Annotated in this window: 19 protein-coding genes and 1 pseudogene; 4 read left to right on the top strand and 16 right to left on the bottom strand. The window is 65.7% G+C overall.

What is annotated here, in order from left to right; genetic code table 11:
- A pseudogene (locus J7I92_RS02865) lies at positions 1-552 on the bottom strand (DUF222 domain-containing protein); the annotation flags it as partial.
- Between the two features lie 39 nt (positions 553-591).
- Here J7I92_RS02865 and J7I92_RS24175 point away from each other — a divergent pair.
- Entirely contained in the window at positions 592-714 is a 123-nt protein-coding gene (locus J7I92_RS24175; RefSeq protein ID WP_285290053.1) for a hypothetical protein, read from the top strand.
- Here the strand turns inward: J7I92_RS24175 and J7I92_RS02860 are convergent.
- On the bottom strand, positions 711-1,697 hold the full coding sequence (locus J7I92_RS02860) for a hypothetical protein (RefSeq protein WP_214837057.1): 987 nt from the start codon (positions 1,695-1,697) through the stop codon (positions 711-713). The two genes, J7I92_RS24175 and J7I92_RS02860, sit on opposite strands and share 4 nt — an antisense overlap.
- A gap of 340 nt (positions 1,698-2,037) precedes the next feature.
- On the opposite strand from J7I92_RS02860, the gene J7I92_RS02855 reads away from it, so the two are divergent.
- Entirely contained in the window at positions 2,038-2,868 is an 831-nt protein-coding gene (locus J7I92_RS02855) for an HAD-IIA family hydrolase (protein WP_214837055.1), read from the top strand.
- 5 nt (positions 2,869-2,873) lie between these two features.
- Here J7I92_RS02855 and J7I92_RS02850 read toward each other — a convergent pair whose 3' ends face one another.
- The 4 genes from J7I92_RS02850 to pyrE all read right to left on the bottom strand — a co-directional run bounded on the left by J7I92_RS02850 (position 2,874) and on the right by pyrE (position 6,108).
- Positions 2,874-3,914 (bottom strand): thioesterase domain-containing protein, encoded by a 1,041-nt coding sequence (locus J7I92_RS02850; protein ID WP_214837053.1) that lies wholly within the window; start codon positions 3,912-3,914, stop codon positions 2,874-2,876.
- 50 nt (positions 3,915-3,964) lie between these two features.
- Complete coding sequence (locus tag J7I92_RS02845; RefSeq protein WP_214837050.1) at positions 3,965-4,558, bottom strand: hypothetical protein; 594 nt, start codon at positions 4,556-4,558, stop codon at positions 3,965-3,967.
- Between the two features lie 100 nt (positions 4,559-4,658).
- Positions 4,659-5,441 (bottom strand): GAF and ANTAR domain-containing protein, encoded by a 783-nt coding sequence (locus J7I92_RS02840; protein ID WP_214837048.1) that lies wholly within the window; start codon positions 5,439-5,441, stop codon positions 4,659-4,661.
- 82 nt (positions 5,442-5,523) lie between these two features.
- On the bottom strand, positions 5,524-6,108 hold the full coding sequence (pyrE, locus tag J7I92_RS02835; RefSeq protein ID WP_214837045.1) for an orotate phosphoribosyltransferase: 585 nt from the start codon (positions 6,106-6,108) through the stop codon (positions 5,524-5,526).
- Between the two features lie 212 nt (positions 6,109-6,320).
- On the opposite strand from pyrE, the gene J7I92_RS02830 reads away from it, so the two are divergent.
- Positions 6,321-7,292, top strand: a complete 972-nt coding sequence (locus J7I92_RS02830; protein ID WP_214837043.1) for a dihydrolipoamide acetyltransferase family protein — start codon at positions 6,321-6,323, stop codon at positions 7,290-7,292.
- Positions 7,289-7,531, top strand: a complete 243-nt coding sequence (locus J7I92_RS02825; RefSeq protein ID WP_214837041.1) for an acyl carrier protein — start codon at positions 7,289-7,291, stop codon at positions 7,529-7,531. Before J7I92_RS02830 ends, J7I92_RS02825 begins: the two co-directional genes overlap by 4 nt.
- Here the strand turns inward: J7I92_RS02825 and J7I92_RS02820 are convergent.
- The 10 genes from J7I92_RS02820 to J7I92_RS02775 form a co-directional block, all read right to left on the bottom strand.
- A complete protein-coding gene (locus J7I92_RS02820; RefSeq protein ID WP_214837039.1) occupies positions 7,510-8,787 on the bottom strand; it encodes an FAD-dependent oxidoreductase in 1,278 nt (425 codons plus the stop codon). The two genes, J7I92_RS02825 and J7I92_RS02820, sit on opposite strands and share 22 nt — an antisense overlap.
- A 55-nt stretch (positions 8,788-8,842) precedes the next feature.
- Positions 8,843-9,376 (bottom strand): gluconokinase, encoded by a 534-nt coding sequence (locus tag J7I92_RS02815; RefSeq protein WP_251039375.1) that lies wholly within the window; start codon positions 9,374-9,376, stop codon positions 8,843-8,845.
- Entirely contained in the window at positions 9,366-10,595 is a 1,230-nt protein-coding gene (gene manD, locus J7I92_RS02810; protein ID WP_214837036.1) for a D-mannonate dehydratase ManD, read from the bottom strand. Before manD ends, J7I92_RS02815 begins: the two co-directional genes overlap by 11 nt.
- A gap of 32 nt (positions 10,596-10,627) precedes the next feature.
- A complete protein-coding gene (gene uidB / locus J7I92_RS02805) occupies positions 10,628-12,067 on the bottom strand; it encodes a glucuronide transporter (RefSeq protein ID WP_251039374.1) in 1,440 nt (479 codons plus the stop codon).
- Positions 12,068-12,123: 56 nt separating this feature from the next.
- Positions 12,124-13,947 carry a beta-glucuronidase gene (gene uidA, locus J7I92_RS02800; protein WP_214837033.1) on the bottom strand — a complete coding sequence of 608 codons (1,824 nt, stop codon included), beginning with the start codon at positions 13,945-13,947 and terminating at the stop codon, positions 12,124-12,126.
- 207 nt (positions 13,948-14,154) lie between these two features.
- Complete coding sequence (locus J7I92_RS02795; protein WP_214837030.1) at positions 14,155-15,588, bottom strand: mannitol dehydrogenase family protein; 1,434 nt, start codon at positions 15,586-15,588, stop codon at positions 14,155-14,157.
- A complete protein-coding gene (gene uxaC / locus J7I92_RS02790) occupies positions 15,585-16,991 on the bottom strand; it encodes a glucuronate isomerase (RefSeq protein ID WP_214837027.1) in 1,407 nt (468 codons plus the stop codon). The genes J7I92_RS02795 and uxaC overlap by 4 nt, the downstream gene beginning before the upstream one ends.
- Before the next feature lie 87 nt (positions 16,992-17,078).
- Complete coding sequence (locus tag J7I92_RS02785) at positions 17,079-18,140, bottom strand: LacI family DNA-binding transcriptional regulator (RefSeq protein ID WP_214837023.1); 1,062 nt, start codon at positions 18,138-18,140, stop codon at positions 17,079-17,081.
- A gap of 159 nt (positions 18,141-18,299) precedes the next feature.
- On the bottom strand, positions 18,300-19,466 hold the full coding sequence (locus J7I92_RS02780; RefSeq protein WP_214837021.1) for a Gfo/Idh/MocA family protein: 1,167 nt from the start codon (positions 19,464-19,466) through the stop codon (positions 18,300-18,302).
- 28 nt (positions 19,467-19,494) lie between these two features.
- Positions 19,495-20,364: a sugar phosphate isomerase/epimerase gene (locus J7I92_RS02775; protein ID WP_251039373.1), complete on the bottom strand. Its 870-nt coding sequence runs from the start codon at positions 20,362-20,364 to the stop codon at positions 19,495-19,497.
- Between the last annotated feature and the right edge of the window lie 13 nt (positions 20,365-20,377).

Below are 20,377 nucleotides of genomic sequence, written 5' to 3'. Positions count from 1 at the left end.
TTCCCCGGCCGGGCAACCCCGCACCGGGTTCACCGCGTCCGGGTCCAGGAAATGCGCTTCCAACGCCGCGGCGGCGGCCGGTTCCAGGTTCGCTGTTTCATCACACAGGATCCGTGCGTGCTGCCACGAAATGGTCCCGGCCTGCAACGCGGCCAGCGTCAACGGCAGCCCGGCGGTCAGGGTGCGGGCCTCACACAGCAAGGCACCGGCACTGCGTTCACTGACCGTCAGCACACACGCGACCTCCGCGGTCACCGCCATCTCCTGCGCCGTGTGCTCCTGCGGGGACTTTGCCGGTGCCGCCAAGGCCTCCGCCGCGGCGGCGTAACCGACGGCCAGGCGCACCTTCAGCGCGGCCAGCCGGGCCTCCATCCTGCCCGCCTCGGCCAGACCGTCCAGGAACGCGTCCGCCTGATCCCGCAACGGATCCCCGCCCGCCGGATCCGCGCCCGCCGGGGCCACCTCACCGGCCGCGGAGCGGACACAAACAGCCAACGCAGCAACGGAGGACTCAATGCCCTCCAACGCCTCCACAGCTGCTCTGCTTTCCATACCCACAGCATCCCAGCAGGCACTGACAATAATGCGGCCATGCGCAAGTGCCAGCATGCCCGCCTGCCTTCCTGCCTGCCGGATGTGGCCATGGTGCACGATGCGCCGCCCGGCACGGCCCGCAAAATGCGCGTCCACATCCGGCGCTCAGGGACCTGCTAGCCGTCCAGCTTCCAGCGGTTGGCGCGGTACGAGTTGGCGATCTTCTCCAACGCCTCCGGGTTGGCACTCCAGTAGCTTTCGTGTCCGCTAACGCCCATCATCTGAGGCGTGCCCCATGGAGTCACGGTGAACAGGTTGACGGCCCGGATAGCGTCGCCGCCGGCGTTGGTGCAGGTGAACCCAACCACGACGGCGGCAGAGCGGCGGAACTCCCGCATTTCCGGCGTCGTCGATTCAAAGTCGCTCACGCATTTGTGGCCCACCAGGTGCTGCGGAAGTTCAGCAGCGGGGATGGACGCGAGCTTTGCCTGGATGTCCTTGATGGCTGCCTGGACCTTGGCAGGCTCCTTGCCGAATTTGCCTTCCTCCGCTTCAGCGAAGAAGGCGAAGGCCTGCGAAATGCCGTCACCATCGCGCTCTTCGGTGCCCTTGGCAACTTGCTGCATGGGCGCTCCGGTGGCGGGGTCCTTGGTGATCCCGAACGTGTCGTCACTGCTCCAGGACGCGAGGTAAGCGAAGGAGGATTCCCCGGTGACAAAGCGTTTGAAGAGCGGGTCGTCCTGGGCGGGGACGTTGTCCGGTCCCTGCAGCTCGTCCCATCCCTGAGGTAGCGGGAAGGCTCCGGCAGGCATCGCGTCCGAGCTGGGATCAGCTTCCGGCGCCGCGGAGCCTTCGGGGACGGCAGTCTCTTCTGCTGCTTCCGATGACGCGGCTTCCGAGGGCACCACCGGCGAAGGACTGGGTTCCGCCTGCGCTTTGCTGAACGCGGGAATCATCCAGATAAACACGGCCACCAGTGCGATGACCACGGCAGTGGCAACGGCGCCCAGCACAATGAACAGGGTCTTCTTGCTGCCCGGCGGCTGCGGCGGTGCAGGGTAGTTGCCCTGCGGCGGCGCCGGGTAGTTTGGCTGAGGCGCCGGGTAGTTGGGTGGCGGTGCGCTGAAGTTTGGCGGCGGAGGTGCGCTGTGATTTTTGCTCATGGCGGGCCCTTTCAGGTGCTTGATGGCATCCTGCGTTCCCGGGATGCCTGGTGATGTCCGGCAGCGGGGACGTTTCCGGCACGCGGCCGGTACAGCAAACCGCCGCAGACTCCCCCGATCCGCGGCCGCCGGCACACTGGTGCCGGTCTGAGCCTAGTGGAAGACCGGCTGCGGGGCGCCGCGGTGCGGTCCGTCATTCTGCCGCCCGACGGCTCCGTCATTCTTGGACGTCATTCTTGGACCCAGTTCTTGGACCCATTCTTGGACTCCGAATGTTCCTACGGCCGAAAAATGAAAGACTGGGATCCGCAACCGGCCCATCAGCCTTGGAGGATCCAGCATGGCAAAGTCAGACGAAGTACGTTCATCCCCATCGGTTTACCGAAGCGGCCAGGAAATCGAATGCTGGCTGACTGACATGGACGGCGTTCTAGTCCACGAGAACCAGCCGATCCCGGGCGCCGCCGAACTGATCCAGCGCTGGGTGGACACTTCCAAGCGCTTCCTGGTGCTCACCAACAACTCAATCTTCACGCCCCGCGACCTGGCGGCGCGGCTGCGCTCGTCCGGCCTGGAAATCCCCGAGGAGAACATCTGGACCTCCGCCTTGGCCACCGCGCAGTTCCTGAAGGACCAGCTGCACAGCTCGGACTCCGGCAACCGCGCCTACACGATCGGCGAAGCAGGACTCACGACGGCGCTGCACGAGGCCGGCTTCATCCTCACCGACCAGAACCCTGACTTTGTGGTTCTCGGCGAAACGCGCACCTACTCCTTCGAGGCCATCACTACGGCGATCCGGCTGATCCTGGCCGGTGCCCGCTTCATTGCCACCAACCCGGATGCCACCGGGCCGTCCAAGGACGGCCCCATGCCCGCCACCGGAGCCATTGCAGCCCTGATCACCAAGGCCACCGGCCGCGAGCCCTACATTGTCGGCAAGCCGAACCCCATGATGTTCCGCTCCGCCATGAACCAGATCGACGCCCATTCCGAGACCACTGCCATGATCGGCGACCGGATGGACACCGACATTATCGCGGGCATGGAGGCTGGCCTGCACACAGTCCTCGTCCTCAGCGGAATCACCCACAAGGACGACATCGCAGCCTACCCGTTCCGGCCCAACCAGATTCTGGCTTCCGTGGCTGACCTCAAGAGCCAGATCTAGGCTGGTTAGAAGGCGGTCATCTTGCCGCCGCCCGAGGGCAGCGGGAAGTTTTCGTCCTGCAGCTCCTCCAGGATGGGCCGGTAGACGAACGGATTCCACTGCGGGCTCGCGTGGGCCGGGAGTGCGTCGTCGGTCCGCAGGTCGTTGGACACCATGTTCGCGGCGAACGTCTGCGCCCAGGACCGCCGTGCCGTTTCGTAGTTCACGGTGCCGTCGCGCGGATTGCCGATGAAGGCCATCCGGGTCCCGCCCAGCTTCCCGGCGAAGCGGGTGGCGTCGAAGTGGTAGATGTAGGCGGATTCAGACTGGATCAGCACACTGGAAGGGGCGATCGGGGACAGCTGCTCCAGGCTCTGGTCCACCACCTGCCGCCAGGTCCGTTCGTCCTTGTGGACAATCCGTTCGCCCAGCTCATACCCGCCACGCAGCACGGTGGGAACCCGGAACCCGCCTTCGTAGAGCACCACGACGCCTTCGAACCAGCTCTGGTCCAGGACGTCGAACTTGCTGTAGGGACTGGAGTCAAGCAGGATGAACTCCACTTCCACGCCGTGCAGTTCGCGCAGGCGGGCAGCAACCTGCGTTGCCACCATGCCGCCGAAGCTGTGGCCGTAAAAATAGAGGCTGGTCAGCTGCTTTAACCGTACGTGCTCGATCACCGCAATCACGATCTGGTCAATGTCCAGCCCCTCGTTGGAATAGCCGACGGCGGCCAGCTGGCCGCGCTGCCGCAGGGCACCGCGCAGGGAGTTAAGGATCCACTGCGCTTCCTCCCAGCTGGTCTTGTAACCGGGAAACAGGATCCAGCTGGAGTGAGGGTAATAGCTCTCTGCGAACTCATCGCCCACGGTCAGGATTTTGTTGGTGCGCCGCTCAGCCTGGATGTGCCGGGTGAAGAACATGTCGGCGGCCAGGATTGAGGCCGCACCCGTCCCGATCAGGAAATTGCGGCGGGAAAACGTCTTAAGCTCGGCGGCGTGCCGGAGAAGGCGGCCCTCGGCTGAGCCGGGGCCGCCGTCAGGCTGTAGCTTCCGGACATGCGGCACACCTCTACCGTAGCCACAGCAGAAGCCGGATATAAAACCCGCAAAACCAGCTAGACGGCGGGCTCAGCGGAACGCCCCGGCGTTTCCTCCGCTGCTTCCTTCCGGAACGCTTCGGCATACTCCCGCCGGGAAAGTTCGAGGGCGATCGCGTCATATTGGGCCAGCAGGTCGGTCCCGGCGACTGCCGCGGGATCGTCCAGCTTTCCGAAAACTGCGTCGCTGGCCGCCAGGAGTTCGTCGTCGGAGTAGTGGGCCAGCAGTCCGCTTTCCAAGGGTTCCACGGACGCCGCCACATTCCCTTGGATATCCAAGGTCCGCCAAGCCTGGCCCTCGTCGTCGGCAGGGTGGTCCAGGCGCGGCATAAGGTCGATCGAAACTGCCGAGCCAGCCAAAACGCTGCGGTCGCTGCTACCGCCGTCGATTGCGTTGAGGTCGTTGCGGAGGCTAGCCAGGGCGGGCGACTCGACCAACGCGGATTGGGAGAGATCGACCCGGATGTTGGCGTTGATGCCCATTCGGCGGATACGGCGAATAACCGATACAAGGGCGGGGCGGGAATCCTGGGTGAGGCTCCCCCGGACATCGATGCGAACAAGGTCGGCGGTGACATCGATTTTAACGAGGGCATGCAATTTGCGGTCCATAGGTACTCCAAAAAAGGGGGTCTATGGCCGACGGCTCAACCTCGGCCACCCTATCCTCCGCGGGCCGGCAATACAAGCAGGCGGATGGGCCGGCGGAGTTCTAGCCGACCCGGGCCCTGCCCTCCCCCCGGTCCTGGCCCCGCCCCGGTTCCTCGAAGTGGGTGCGCGTTTCGGTGCCGCCCACTGAATCCACCAGTGACTTGGCGATGTCCCGCAGCTTGACGTTGCGGTTACTGGAAGCAGCAGTGAGGATCCGGGCAGCGGCCTCCTGGCTGCAGCGGTTTTGCGCCATCACGATGCCGATGGCGATATCGATAATCGTGCGGGATTCAAGGGTGGCACGCAGGTTGGAGGCGCTGTCCGTGTGCAGTGAAAACCTGACGGCAAGGCGCAGCGCCTGCGAGATTTCCCGGGTGTAACCCCGGGCGCGGGCCGTCGCTTTCTCGTCAAACTTTCGCGGCACATCCGAGTAGAGGTTCAGTGCTGCGCGGGCCTCCCCCTGAAGGTGGAAGGGAACCGACAGCACTGAACGCAGCCCGTGCGAGGCGACGGCGTCGGCATAGTCGGGACCCCACCGGTCCTCCTCGAAGAGGTCCGGCACGTGGACTTCCCGTTCTTCCTCGGCCGCCGTCAGGCACGGCCCCTGCGAAAGCCGGTACTGGATCTCGTCCACCTCGCGCGCCGAATCGCTGCTCCAGCCGATCGTGGCCGCCTTGCGGTCCCGGAGCAGGGTGATGCCGCACAGCGCGTCGTCGCCCTCGCCCGCCATCTGGTGCGCGGAAAAGCGCGCCAGTTCATTGAGGAAGTCCTCGAAATCAGCACTTTCCAGGATCAGGTTCTGGATCTGGTCGACTGTGGTGGGGGCAGGGTTGGACGGGAGCATGGCGGATTCTCTCCAGGTACGGGTGGCGTTGGGTCTTACGGCAAATGCTAAGTCACCAACGGAGGCCCGTCCACGCTTAGGCCTACTTCAGGCCGAGCTCATCCTTGCCGAACGCGAACAGATAGGGCAGACCGGTCTCGGCTTCGATCTTTTCCTTGGCGCCGGTATCGCGGTCCACGATCACAGCGACTGCCACGACGTTGCCGCCGGCATTGCGGACACCTTCGACGGCGGTCAGCGCGGATCCGCCCGTGGTAGAGGTGTCCTCCAGCACCAAAACCTTGCGGCCCTCCACCGAGGGGCCCTCCACCTGGCGGCCCATTCCGTAGGACTTCTGCGCCTTGCGGACGACAAACGCGTCCACCGTGCGGCCGGCGTCGACGGCGGCGTGCATCACTGCCGTGCCCACCGGATCCGCACCCATCGTGAGCCCGCCGGCGCACTCAAAGTCGATGCCGGCGTCGTCGATGAGTGAGAGCATGACCTGGCCAACCAGCTTGGACGCTTCGTGGTGCAAAGTGATGCGTCGGAGGTCGATGTAGTAGTCGGCTTCGGCTCCGCTGGACAGGATCACCTTGCCGCGGACCACGGCGAGTTCCTTGATGAGTTCGAGCAGGCGGGCGCGGGCGGCAGCAGTGTCAGCTGCAGGGGCACTGGTGGAAGTCATGGGCTCCAGTTTAGTGGCTCCGAAGTTTGTGACGGCCCGTCCCGGCCGTTCCCGCAGACCCGGTGCACTGCGGGCGGGACTTTCTGCTCTAGGCAGTTGCTTTGGTGAGGAGTCCGATTGACTCATGACGGCCGAAACCGCAGCATCGACGCGCTGGTCGGCAATCGCCACGGACAACTGCGGCCCGTTCCGGCCGGACCGGGCTACAGCACATGGGTGATTTCCGGCTGCCGCCCCTTGGCGCAGGCCTCGCCGAGGGGAAGCTTGTTGAGTGGCTGGTTGGCCCCGGCGACGATGTACGCCGCGGGGACGTGCTGGCCGTGGTGGAAACCGACAAAACAACCCTGGATGTTGAGACCGAGGAAGAGGGCCGGATAGCGGAACTGCTGGTGGACATCGGCATGACCGTCCCCGTGGGAACACCGATGGTCGCCATCACGGGAACGGACGACGACGATGCCGACCCGCCGCCGTCAGAGAGGGCTGCTCAGACGGTGCCCGCATCCGGCGTGCAGGACAGGCTTTCCACCCTTCGGCGGGCCATCGGGTCCTTAATGTCCAGGTCCAAGCAGTCCATCCCGCACTACTACCTCAGCACCACGCTGGACCTCCGCGCCGCGATCGCATGGATGCAGCAGGTCAACGGGCAGCGGCCGGTGGCCTCGCGGCTGGTCCCCTCGGCCCTGCTGTTGAAGGCAACGGCACTGGCGGCCCGGGAGGTTCCGGAAGTGAACGGTTTTTTCGTCGACGACGTTTTCCGGCCGAGCAACTCTGTTCACCTGGGCGTTTCCATGGCGCTGCGGCAGGGAGGCCTGGTGGCACCCGCGATCCACGACGCCGACACCCTGGCCGTTGATGTTCTGATGCAGAAGCTGCGCGACCTCGTCAGCCGGGCGCGGGCCGGGCGGCTGCAGCGCTCGGAAATGGCTGATCCCACCCTGACTGTCACAAACCTCGGCGACCTGGGAGTGGAAGCGGTTTTCGGCGTCATCTACCCGCCGCAGGTGGCCATGGTGGGACTGGGCAAGGTGCTGGAACAGCCCTGGGCGCACAACGGAATGCTGGGTACACGGCCGGCCCTGACCGCCACACTGTCCGCCGACCACCGGGTCAGCGACGGGGTGCGGGGCGCCCGCTTCCTGGCCCGCATCGACGAACTGCTGCAAAACCCGGAGGAACTATGAACGAGCAGGAAGCCCGGCAGGCAGTGCACGCCGCGATCGGCCAGGTTGCTCCGGACGTGGACCTTGACGGGCTCAATGAAGAGGCCAGGCTGCAGCAGGACCTGGAACTGGATTCGCTGGATTTCCTGAGGCTTATGGAAACCCTCGATGAAGCAACCGGCGTGGACATCCCTGAACGCGACTATGCCCACGTGGCCACGGTGAGGGGTTTGATCGCCTACCTTGCCTCCCGCGGCTGAGCACGGCGGGCAAAGGCCGGCGCGTGCTCCGGCCGGGGTCCGAAGGCGATCATCCGCGGCATGATGCGCCGCACCACCGGGGCGTTCCGGACGAAGAACAGCAGGATCCGCGGAACCCCGGACCTCTTTCCGGCGAACAGCGGCACGAAGACTGCCCGGTGCATGATGCGCTGGACGGTCTGCACCACAACGGTCGGCATCCGCCGGCGCCGTTCAACTGCCGCGAGGTCATCCACGCCCACGTGTCCCCGGAGCAGTGCCGGCCCGAGCCGGGCTGCCGCCGCAACGGCATCCTGCACGGCCAGGTTGATGCCGACGCCGCCCGCCGGCGACATGGCATGCGCGGCATCACCGATGCACAACAGCCCGTCCACGTACCAGCGCCGCAGCCGGTCCAGCCGCACGTCAAGCCAGTGAAGGTCATCAATCGACCGGATGGAGTCCACCCGGTCCGCCAGGTCCGGACGCAGCGCCGCAACGCGTTCCCGGAACCGTTCCACTCCCTCGGCCCGGATCCTTGCGTCCGCTCCCTTGGGGCCGATATAGCCCATCTGGTAGTAGTCATCACGGAAGAGCGCGATCATGGCTTCACCCTCCCGGAAAGCGGGAACGATGCCCGCCACGGCCCCTTTCTCGGACGCGTGGCGCGGAAGCCTGAACCACCAGGTGTCGAAGGGAACGGGATAGTTCTTTGGCTGCAGGCCCGCCGCCCGGCGCAGCACTGAATGGCGTCCGTCCGTTGCCACCACAAGGTCCGCGTGCAGGGCGCCTTCAGAAGCCGGTTCCCCACCGGCTTGGCGGGTGCGGTAGCGGACACCGGTGACCCGTCCGCCGTCGAACCCGTCGCCGTCGAACATTAACGACGTGGCCTCATGCTCCATCAGGAGCGTGAACGTGGGCTCGCGCGCGGCCTCGGTAGCCAGGAAATTCAGGAAGTCCCACTGCGGCATCATGGCGATGTAGTTGTACGGGGGCTTCAGGGACGCGAAATCGCCGAGGGTGACCAGACCGGCGCCCGGGATGGGGAAGGCCACGTTGTTCAGCCGGCTTTGCGGGAGGTTGCGGAATCCGTCGCCCAGTCCCAGCTCGTCAATCAGCCGGATGGTGGATGCATGCACGGTGTCGCCACGAAAATCCCGCAGGAAGTCGCCGTGCTTTTCGAAGACCGTGACCTCCACGCCGGCCCGGGCCAGCAGCAGGCCCAGCATCATGCCCGCCGGCCCGCCCCCTACAACTGCGCACCCCGTCCGCTCCATGCACCCACGCTACGCCGCGCGCCCGTCTACCGCACGGGTATCGGTCGTCCCGGTGTTAAACCCGGGACACGTGCGGAGCGGCAGCAACCGCCACATCGACTATCTCTTCCACCGGCGTGGCGATGTCCACCACCACCCCGGCTTCGTCGGCTGCGAGCGCTTCAAGCGTTTCCAGCTGCGAATCCAGCAGCGAAAGCGGCATGAAGTGTCCCGGCCGTGCTGCCATCCGGCTGGCCAGCAGTTCACGGGAGCCGTGCAGGTGCACGAACACCACGGACGGATCACCGCTTCGGATGAGGTCGCGGTAGCTGCGTTTGAGTGCGCTGCACGCGATCACCAGTGCGGCGTCCGACGCCGAGAACCGCCTGCCGATTTCAGCCAGCCAGGGTGCCCGGTCGTCGTCGTTCAGCGGGGTGCCGGAGGCCATCTTGTCGATGTTCGACTGCGGGTGCAGCGAATCGCCGTCGACGAATTCAGCCCCGAGGCGTTCAGCGATGGCCGCGCCCACCGTGCTCTTGCCGCAGCTGGTCACGCCCATCACCACGATGTGGCGGGGAGCGGCAGCAGCGGGAGTTAGGTCACCAGTCATGAACCGTTCCGTCCACCAGGCGGTTGTACGGCAGGTAGGCCTGCTGGTACGGGAACGCTGCGGCGGCTTCCTCGTTGAATTCGACGCCGATGCCGGGCTGGTCGCCCGGGTGCAGGTAGCCGTCCACGAAGGTCATGGACTGCTGGAAGACCTCGTTGGTCTTGTCCGAGTGCTGCATGTACTCCTGGATGCCGTAGTTGTGGATGGCCAGGCCCACGTGCAGCTGCGCGGCGAAACCTACCGGGGAGATGTCGGTGGGGCCGTGGAAGCCGGACTTGATCTGGTACTGCGCGGCGAAGTCCATGACCTTCTTCAGCGGGGAGATGCCGCCGAAGTGCGTGGACGCGGCCCGGACGTAGTCGATCAGCTGTTCCTTGATGATGGTCTGGTAGTCGTACACGGTGTTGAAGATTTCACCGATGGCCAGCGGCGTGGTGGTGTGCTGGCGGACCAGGCGCAGGGCCTCCTGGTTTTCCGCCGGGGTGCAGTCCTCGAGCCAGAACAGGTCATAGGGTTCCAGCGCCTTGCCGAGTTTGGCTGCCTGGATGGGCGTCATGCGGTGGTGGCCGTCGTGCAGCAGCGGCAGTTCCGGGCCGAACTCGTTCCGGACCGCCTCGAACACGGTGGGCAGGTGGCGCAGGTACGCCCGGGTGTCCCAGTCCTCCTCCACCGGGAATGCGCCGCGGCCGGCGGGTTCGTAGTCGTAGCGCTCGCCGGAGGCCTGGGCCTGTGCAGCGACACCGTAGACGGCCTTGATGCCGGGGACGGCGGTCTGGATGCGGACGGACTTGTAGCCAAGCTCCAGGTGCTCGCGGACCGAGTCGAACAGGGAGGGGATGTCGGAACCGGAGGCGTGGCCGTAGGCGCGCAGGCCGTGGCGGGAGGCCCCGCCCAGCAGCTGGTAGACCGGCATGCCGGCCATCTTGCCCTTGATGTCCCACAGCGCCATGTCCACGGCGGCTATCGCTGCCATGGTTACCGGGCCGCGGCGCCAGTAGGAGCTGCGGTACAGGAACTGCCAGGTGTCCTCGATCCGGTGCGGGTCCTTGCCGATCAGCAGCTGCGCGACGTGTTCCTTAAGGTACGCGGCCACTGCTAGCTCGCGGCCGTTCAGGGTGGCGTCACCGATGCCGGTCACGCCGTCCTCCGTGGTTATCCGTAGGGTCACGAAGTTACGGGAAGGGCTTGTCACGAAGACTTCCGCGGCAATGATTTTCACAGCTATTCCTTTCGGAGGGACAGGTTCAGGGGTCAGTTGGTGGGCGCCGCGAGCGGCTGGGGGGATGCGGCTGTTCCGGTGCCGTCCGCGTGGTCGTTGGCGGGCCCGACGGCGGCTTCGGCCTTTTTGGGGGCATCGCCGCTTTCGCGGCGGGCCCGGATTTCTGTGAGGATTTCGGCGTGCAGGGCGTCGGTCAGCGTGTACCTGCTCATGACCAGCACTGCGAGGATGGTCAGCACGGCGGGCAGTGCGCCCGCGGCGATCTGAATGCCGAACACTGCCTCCGGGGTCTGGGCGACGCCGCCGGACTTGTACCCGCCCAGTGCGAGTGCGTACGCGGCGAGGGCGCCGCCCACAGCCTGGCCGGTCTTGCGGGTGAAGGAGAACAGTGCGTAGGTGATGCCTTCCGTGCGGACGCCGGTCTTCCATTCGCCGTATTCCACGGTGTCTGCTTCGAGGGCCCACACCACGATGCTCATCGCAAGGACGCCCACGAGGCTGAGCACCAGGCCGGCAAAGCCGATCATGACCTGGCTTGCCGGCGTGAAGAAAATAACCACACCGCCGACGACAGTGATCAGGGAGGAGTAGATGTAGACGTGCTTCTTGCCGATGTTGCGGACAAGCTTCGGCATAGAGCCGGCCAGCACGAAGGTGAGGACAAGCTGGATGATGGACAGCACCGGGTACAGGTCAAGGCGGCCGAGGACATCGCGAAGGTAGTACAGCTGCACGGAGGTCAGTGCCAGGTAGCCGGAGAGGAAGAGGAAGGAGCTGATGCACAGCATCAAGAGGGGCTTGTTACCCTTCAGGGTTTCCATGCTCTGCTTGACCGAGACGTTCGGCACGGCGCGGTGGACGCGTTCCTTGGCGGTCATAAAGGTGAAGAAGTAGAGCACCGCGCCGATCCCGACGAACACCAGGGTGATGGTGGTGAAGGTTGACTGCAGGTCGGCGCCGGGCTTGATCAGCGGCGCGACGAAGATGCCGAGGGCCGAACCCACCAGCAGTCCACCCACCATGCGGGCCGACCCCAGCTTGGCGCGCTCCCCCGGGTCCTGCGTCATCGCCCCGGCCAGGGAGCCGTAGGGGATGTTGACCAGGCTATAGGCCAGGCCGAGGGCAGCGTAGGTGACGTAGGCGTAAAGCAATGCTCCGGATTCGCCGATCTGCGGTACGGAGAAGGTCGCGACGCTTAGGAGCAGCAGCGGAATGGAGCCGAACATGATGAACGGACGGAACTTCCCGAAGCGCTTGCTGAAAGTGCGGTCCACCATGCGGCCGGCGAAGACATCGGCGAAGGCGTCAAAGATCCGGACCACCAGAAGCAGGGTGCCGGCTGCGGCGGCGGAGATCCCGGCAACGTCTGTGTAGTAGACCAGCAGGAACATGGTGGCCGTGGTGAAGGCCAGGTTGTTGGCGGCGTCGCCGGCACCGTAGCCGATGATGCTTAGCTTGCTCAGCTTTTTCATTGTGTGGGCTCCTTTACCCGGTGCCGTCCCGTGGGCCGGCGAAAAATGGTGAAACGCTAGTGGGCGGTGATGTTCTTGTCGCTGCCGTTCTTGACGCCGGCCAGCGCGGTCCAGCGCTGGCGCAGGGCGAAGGCGGCGGGCTTGGGACGGCGGTCGCGGGTGAAAACACCCTTCTTGTTGCCGTCCACGCGCATGATGCCGTTGGAGGTCTGGAAGTCTGCGAAGTTCCAGACCTGCTCGCCCACCATGGCGTCTACGCGGTCGAAGACCCGGTGGTACATGGCCAGGAAAGCGGCCTGGTATTCCTCGCTCCAGGGCTGCTCGTAGATCGAGTGGAAGCCCGGCATGGTGTCCGGTCCGTATTCGGTCATGATCATGGGCTTGCCGTACTTGGCTTCCCACTCCCGCAGCTCCTTTTCCAGGACCTGCTCCGCTGAGTCCAGATCGCCGTTGTTCACATACCAGCCGTAGTAGCGGTTGAGCATGATGACGTCGAAAAGGTCCCCCAGGAGTTCGTTATCCGGGGTGTCGAACATGACGTTGACGTAGCCCACGGGTCGGGTGGGGTCCAGCTCGCGGGTGAGTTCCGCCAGCGGCTGGAAGTATTCGCGGGCGCCTTCCTCGGAGCCGTTGGGTTCGTTGGCGATGGACCAGATGACCACCGACGGGTGGTTCTTGTCCCGGGCCACGAGCTCCCTGATCGCCTGCCGGTGGTTCCCCGCCGTGTTGGCGTCCACGCCGCCGTCGACATACGTTTTCTTGGCGATGCCGCCGAACACCGCGCCGAACCCGAGGTGGAGGCCGACGGCGGCGGTTTCGTCGATCACCACGATGCCGTGGCGGTCCGCGAACTCCATGACTTCCTCGGCATAGGGGTAGTGCGAGGTGCGGAAGGAGTTGGCGCCCACCCAGTCCAGGAGCTGGAAGTCGTTGACCATCTGGGCGTTGCTGTGGCCCTTGCCGATGGACACATGGTCCTCGTGCATGCCGAAACCGGTGAAGTAGAACGGCTGACCGTTGATGAGGAATTCCTTGCCGCTGACTTGAACGGTCCGCACGCCCACGGGCAGCGCATAGCTGTCCACCAGCCGGCCGCCGTCGCGGATCTCGGCGGTGAGGCTGTAAAGGTAGGCGGCGCCGGGCTGCCACAGCACGACGTCGCTGATCACCAGCGTGCCCCGGGCGCCTTCTGCTCTGGCGACTTCGGCGCCGTCCGCGTCGCGAAGGGTGACCTTCACCGCTTCATTTCCGGTGCCGCCGGCGGTGGCGATCGTGTAGTCGACGGTGCCGGTGGTGCCTTCGAAACCGGTCACCACCGTGATGTCATCCACGGTGACGGCCGGCGTGCTGTAGAGCCAGACGCTGCGGTGCAGTCCGGCGTAGTTGTAGAAATCGTGGAGGTAGCTCTGCTGGCGGCGGCCGTCCTCGGTCACGGTGATGCTGCCCGGCGGAATGGTGGCCTGGGTGAGCTCGTTGTTTACGGAGATAGTGAGGCGGAAGGCCTGGCCGGCGGTGACGTGGTCGGTGATGTCAGCGCTGAACGGCATATAGCCGCCGGTGTGCTCGGCCACCAGGACGTCGTTGACCCAGACCATGCCCTCATGGGTGGCGGAGTCCAAACGGACGTGGATCCGTTCCCCTGCCCAGCCGCGGGGAACGCGCACCTCGCGCTGGTACCAGACGTAGCCCACGTGGTCACGGATGGCCTTGTCGGGGAAGACGTCGTTATAGCTCGCGGGAACTCCCATTTCCAGGTGGGTATCCAGCGGAGTCCTGAACCACTCCTCCTGGTGGCCGGCACGGTCAAAGTCCACCTTGAAGCGGTAGATGCCGTCGAGGTTGACCAGCTCTCGGGTTTCGTTTGCCTGGGGCTTTAGCATTTGCGGGGTCCTATCGCGTCTTTGCGGACTGAGCCGGCGGAGAAGATGTCGGGGGCTTGGCGGCGCCTGGTTTTGCTCTTGTTGTAATCCTAGTCACGTGGCAATCAAATGGCAAGCGGTTGCCAAATATTCGTTGAAAGTTCTACAAACAGCACTGCCCGGCTCCCTATGGTCCGGAAGCCGGGCAGTACCGCATGTGCGAAGACGTTATGGGGAGACAGCCGGCTCCGCGAACGTTCCGCACAAGTCTTCAATCAGCTGGACGACGGCGGCGTCCCCGGCCAGCGCCGGATCCACTAGACCCAGCAGGGCCCGGATCCGCTCCGTCCCGCTGAGGCGGTTGGCTGCGGCCACCTCGTCGGCCAGCGGATCGTGGAATTCGGCAGCGGCGGCGCCGTAGTCCATCCAGGCGGCAATCATCAATGCGGCGGCCGCACCGGACCGGCCTGCAGAACGCTCGGCCTGCAGCACAGGAACGGCACGCATCCGCAGCTTGGTGCTGCCGTCCATTGCAATCTGCGCGAGGTGGTGGGCAATCCGGGCGTTGCTGAAACGTGCCAGCAATGCGGCCCGGTAGGCAGGAATCTGCAGGTCTGCAGCATGCCCCCCTGCCCCGGCAAGGTTCGCTTCCGCCTCGTCCCAGAACATTTCCACGGCCTTCAGGCACAGCGGGTCCGTCAGCGCCTGGGCCACAGTGGTGTGGCCGCGCAGCTGCCCGGCGTAGGCCAGCAGCGAATGCGCGCCGTTCAGGAGCCAGAGCTTGCGGTTCTCGTACGGCTCGATGTCGGACACGAACACGGCACCGGCACCTTCCCAGCGCGGCCGCCCGGCCGGGAAGTCCCCGCTGAGCACCCAGTTGGAGAAGGGCTCCGCCACGACCGGTGAACTGTCGCGGTAGCCGCAGCCGGCTTCCACGGCGGCAAGATCCGCCTCCGTGGTCCGTGGCGTGATGCGGTCCACCGAGGTGCTGACGAAGCTGATGGTGGTGTCGATCCATTCGGCCAAACCTTCGTCCCAGGCCCCGGCCAAGCCCACCACCGCGTTGTGCGCCACCCTGCCGTTGTGGGAGAGGTTGTCGCAGCAGACCACGGCGAGCGGTCCGGCTCCGGCAGCCCGGCGGGCGGCGAGGGCAAACACCAGGCGGCCCAGCGGCGTCGTCGGACTTCCGCTGCCGGACCCCAGCAGCGCAAGGTCCGCCACGACGTCGGACGCGGTGCGGTCAAGCTCACCGTCGGCGCCGAGCCGGTACGCCGCTTCGGTGATGGTCAGGGTGACCACCGCGGTGCCGGGAGCTGCAACCAGTTCCGCCAGCCGCTGCACGTCGGCACCGTCCACGGCCTCCACGATGCTGCCGACCACGGTGAAGGAGTCACCGCCGTCCGCGCGTTCCACCACGGTGAACAGGCCGTCCTGCTCAGCCAGGGCCAGCGCGGCGTCCGGCCGGCGGCCGGTGAACGAGGCAATGCCCCAGTCCGCGGCGTCGCCCGCCTGGTGGGTGTACCAGGCCTGGTGCGAGCGGTGGAAGGCGCCCAGCCCGAGGTGGACGATCCGCACAGGTGCCTTCGGGGCCGCCCGCAGGGAGCGGTTCAGTCGGGGAAGGTCGACGGCGGACGCTGCCCCCGTTTTCAGTTCGGTGCTCACAGCTTGAAGACCCTTCGGGGCGAGCCGTCGACAATGTCGACGATCAGTTCGTGGGCGCGGTCCTCACTGACGCGGTGCTCCGCCACGAGCCGGGCCAGGAAGGAGGCCTCGATCCGGCGTGAGGCATCGTGGCGTGCGGGGATGGAGCAGAAGGCGCGGGTGTCGTCGATGAAGCCGGACGAGCGGGAGAAACCAGCGGTCTCGGTGACGGCAGAACGGAAGCGCAGCATGGCGTCCGGGGCGTCCAGGAACCACCACGGGGCCCCCAGGTACACGGACGGGTAGAAGCCTGCCAGCGGCGCGAGTTCGCGGGAGAATACTGTCTCATCCAGCGTGAAGAGCACCAGGTGGAAGTCCTTGGCGGTGCCGAAGTCCTGCAGCAGCGGCCGGATCGCCTCCGTGTAGTTGACCGCGAACGGAATGTCGTGGCCGGTGTCTGGGCCGAACTTCTCGAACGTGGGGTCATGGTGGTTGCGGTAGGAGCCGGGGTGGATGGTCATGACCAGTCCGTCCTCCACGGACATCCGGGCCATCTGGTACATCATGTGCGCCTCGAAGTCGTCGCGGTCCTGAGCCGTGGCCTGTCCGGAGCGGGCACGGTCGAAGAGTTTCGCCGCCTCTGCGGCGTCGAGCTTGAGCGTCGCGGGAGTGCGGACGCCGTGGTCCGCGGAGACCGCGCCGTGTTCCACGAAGTATCGACGCCGGTTTTCCAGCGCGGTGAGGTACCCGGCATAGCCGGTGCCGCCGTCGCCCGCCGCCGCAATGAGGCGGTCCACGTTGGACTGCCACTCCGGGTGGGCGATGTTCAGGTACTGGTCCGGGCGGAACGTAGGCAGGACGCGCCCGTGGAAGGTGGGATCCTGGGCGATCGCCTGGTGGCTGGCCAGGTTATCCAGCGGATCGTCCGTGGTGGCCAGCACCTCGATGTTGAAGTCCTTGAAGAGCTGCCGGGGCCGGAAGCCCGGTTCCAGCAGCTTGGCGGAAATCGCATCGTAGCTGGCGTCGGCGGTCTCGGCGCTGATCGCCTGGCGCAGGCCGAAGACGCCGTCGAACTGCGTGCGGAGCCAGTAGCCGGAGGCTGTGCCCTCGAACAGCGGCCAGGCCTTGCAGAACTCGTGCCAGACGGCGCGTGAGTCGGGTTCTGCGGTTTTCGAGCCGCGGACCCGGTCCAGCGGAACGCCGCTGGCGTGGATCAGCCGGGTGACGTAATGGTCCGGGCTGACCAGCAGCGCTGCCGGATCCGGGAAGGGGGTGTTGTGCTCGATGACCGCGGCGTCAACGTGCCCGTGCGGGGAAATGATGGGGAGGTCCTGGACGCGCTGCAGGAGGTCGCGCGCAATGCTGCGCGTTCCGGGATCAGCGGGCAGGAGCCGGTCTGGGTTGGCGGCAATCGACTGTGACATAGCTCAATGGTCCGGCCTGTCTTAGGCTTTTGTCAACCGGTTGCCATAAATTGCCAACAAGTTGCAGGAATGGCTGAGGGAGTAAGGCTAGCGCGGCGGCAGCAGGCGTCCGCTCGAGCCCCGCAGCACCAGCTCCGTTTCCACGCGCAGCGTGCCGGCGGGGTCCCCCGTGCCATGCAGCAGATCGAGCAGAAGCGTGGCGGCGACAGAGCCGCACTCCCCCAGCGGGGACCGCACGGTGGTGAGCGGGGGCGTCGTGAAGTCCGCGCCGAAGATGTCGTCGAAGCCCACGATGCTGATCTGATCCGGCACCACCACGCCCGCAGCCTGCAGTTCCTGCATGAGCCCGATGGCCAGGAGGTCGTTGTACGTCAGTACGGCCGTGGCGCCGCTGTCCCGGACGGCCCGCGCCGCCTGCCTGCCGCCGTCGACCGTGGGCTTGCTGGATTCCAACCGGACGGCGTCGAGCCGGGACCATTCGCAGGCGGCCCGCACGCCGTCCCAGCGGCGGGCGGACATCCAGGACTGTGGCGGCCCGGCAACAAAGGCAACTTTCTTGTGGCCGTTGGCGGCCAGGCTCCGAACGGCCTCGCTGATGCCCTTGTTGACGTCGGGCACCACGCACGGCACGCCGTCAACCTCGCGGTTGATGACCACCACGGGTTTGTCGCGGGCCAGGGCGCGGATGTCGTCGTCGTCCATGCGGGGGCTGGCCAGGATGAGGCCGTCCACGGTGGCCATCATCCGGCGGGCCGCCGTCAGTTCGGTGACCGCCGACTCGGCGGACTCGGCCAGCACCAGGGTGTAATCCCGCAGGGTGGCCGTGGTCTCCGCCCCGCGGATGATGTCGAAGAAGGTGGGGTTGGTGATGTCCGCGACGATCAGCCCGAAGGTGCTGGTCCGTCCGGTGGGCAGGGCCCGCGCGAACGGGTTGACCTGATAGTTGAGCTCGGCGGCGGCGTCCTCGATGAGTTTCTGCGTTTTGGCGCTGACCCGGCCGGGCTTGCTGAGCGCCCGGGAGACCGTGGACGGATTGACGCCGGCAACCTTGGCGATGTCGTAAATCGTGGCGTTGGGCTTTCCGTCCCGGGCGTGCTTTTTGGCCGGACCTGTTGTTGCGGCAACATCCGGCGTCTTGGGTTCAGTCACCGCCCCATCCTAACGAGGAAACAACCCAACCAGGTCGCAGTTAATGCCGTTTTGAGGGCTCATTACGACATTAACTGCTACTCAGTTGGGCTGGTGTTGCCTGGCCGGTGGCCAGCGGTTGCCGGGCAGGGTTGTTTGGGAAGGGTTTTCTGGGAAGGGCTAGGAGCGCTCGGCGAACTTGCCTTCGTCTGCGATCCGCTTGTTCAGCTCGGCAAGGAACACGTCCTCGTCGAAGTCCAGGCCCACTTCCGTGCCGGTCCAGCTGGAGAGGTGGATGGCGTTGGCTAGGCGGACGCCGTTGATGCCGTCCGAGCCCGGTGCCAGCAGCGGGGTGCCGTCCAGAATGTTGGCGGCGAAGTTCTCCAGGACGCCGGCGTGCTGCGCACCCCAGGCGGACTCAAACTCGATGACCTCGGTGGTGTAGTACTCCTCCGGGTTCAGCTCGCCCATAAAGAGCTTGCGGACATCGTCCATGTCCATGCTGTCGCTGAGTTCGCGCTCGGGCTTCTTCAGGCGGGTCACGGTGGCTGTCTTGGAGTTTTCGACGACGATCTTGCCCTGGTCGCCCAGGATCTCGAAGCGGTCGGTTCCCACGAGGTCGTGCGTGGCGGTGACAAAGACGCCGGTGGCGCCGTCGCCGTAATCCACCACCGCGGTGACTTCATCCTCGACGGCGATATCCCGGCGGAAGCCGTAGGCAACCTTCGCGTAGACGGACTTCGGTACACCGCAGATCCACTGCCACAGGTCCAGCTGGTGCGGTGCCTGGTTGACCAGGACACCGCCGCCTTCGCCGCCCCACGTGGCGCGCCATTCACTGGAATTGTAGTAGCCCTGCGGACGCCACCAGTTGGTGATGATCCAGTTGGTGCGGCGGATGGCGCCGATCTCGCCGCCGTCGACGGTCTCCTTGAGCTTCTGGTACAGCGGGTTGTTGCGCTGGTTGAACATGATGGCGAAGGACAGCTCAGGCTTGCTGGCGGCAAACTCGTTCAGCTCCTTGACCTGCTTGGTGTACACGCCGGCCGGCTTCTCCACCAAAGCGTGGATGTTGCGCTTGAGCGTCTCGATGCCCATCCCGGGGTGCAGGAAGTGCGGCACGCACGTGACCACCGCATCGACGTCGCCGCTTTCCAGCATGGTGATGTAGTCGTCGTAGAACGGCGCGTCGGGGTAGGCCGCCGAGGCAACTTCCTTCTTCGCGGGGTCGGTGTCGCAGATGGCGCCGATCACCATGTTCGGGACCATGCCGTCCGCGATGAATTTGGCGTACGCGCCGCCCTGCTGGCCCAGGCCGATGATGCCCAGGCGTACTTTGCTGCTCATGAGTGAATCTCCTGCTGTTGTGTCGAAATTAGAAGAGGTCGGCGTGGCCCATGGCCACCAGGTTGTCGTAGGAGGTCTGCAGCGCGTCCCAGACGGTGCGGCCGTACAGCTGGTCCTGCTCCACGAGCAGGTACCGGGCACCGGCGGCCCGGGCGGCCGGGATGATGGCCGGGAAGTCCAGGTTGCCTTCGCCCACTTCGGCGAACTGGACCACGTCCTTGAACGCCGCCATAAAGCCCGCGACGTCCCCGGATTCCAGGAGCCCGAAGGCCGATTCCGGCAGCTGGCCGATCCGGTAGTCCTTGAGGTGCACCATGGCGGTGCGGCCGGCGTACTTTGCCAGGGTCCGGACCGGGTCAAGGCCGCCGCGCTGCACCCAGTGGACGTCGATTTCCATGCCCATGGCCGGGGAGTTGTCCGCGATGATGTCCAGCATGTACTTGCCGTCGAACTTCGCAAACTCGATGTGGTGGTTGTGGTAGTAAAGGCTGATGCCGTGCTCCTGCAGGCGCTCGGCGTACTCGTTGGCCAGCTTCGCGAAGTCCACCACGGCGCCGATCGACTTCATGGCCGGGAACGGCAGCATGCCGATCCGCAGGAGCTTCGTGTCCAGGCGCTTGGCGTCGTCCACGACCTTGTCGAAGTGGTCCTTGAGCGAATCGGCGGGCATGCCCTTGGGGGTTTCCATCGCCACGGACAACGCCGCGATGTCCATGCCCAGTTCACTGCGGGAGCGATCCAGTTCGGCCACGTTCTCCGCCGTCATCGGGACCTGGGAAATCTCGACGGCGTTGTAGCCGATCGCGCTGACCTTGCGGAGCGTTTCGAACGCTCCCAGTTCGCTGAAGCTGTCTTTCAGCATCATCGCTTGTACGCCAATTGTGGCTGTGTTGGCCATGGTGGTCCTTTCG

Source organism: Arthrobacter sp. ISL-72 (genome assembly GCF_018613755.1).
Taxonomy (GTDB): Bacteria; Actinomycetota; Actinomycetes; order Actinomycetales; family Micrococcaceae; genus Arthrobacter.
Note: the sequence above shows the minus strand (reverse complement) of the source record. Positions and strands in the feature narration are given on the sequence as shown.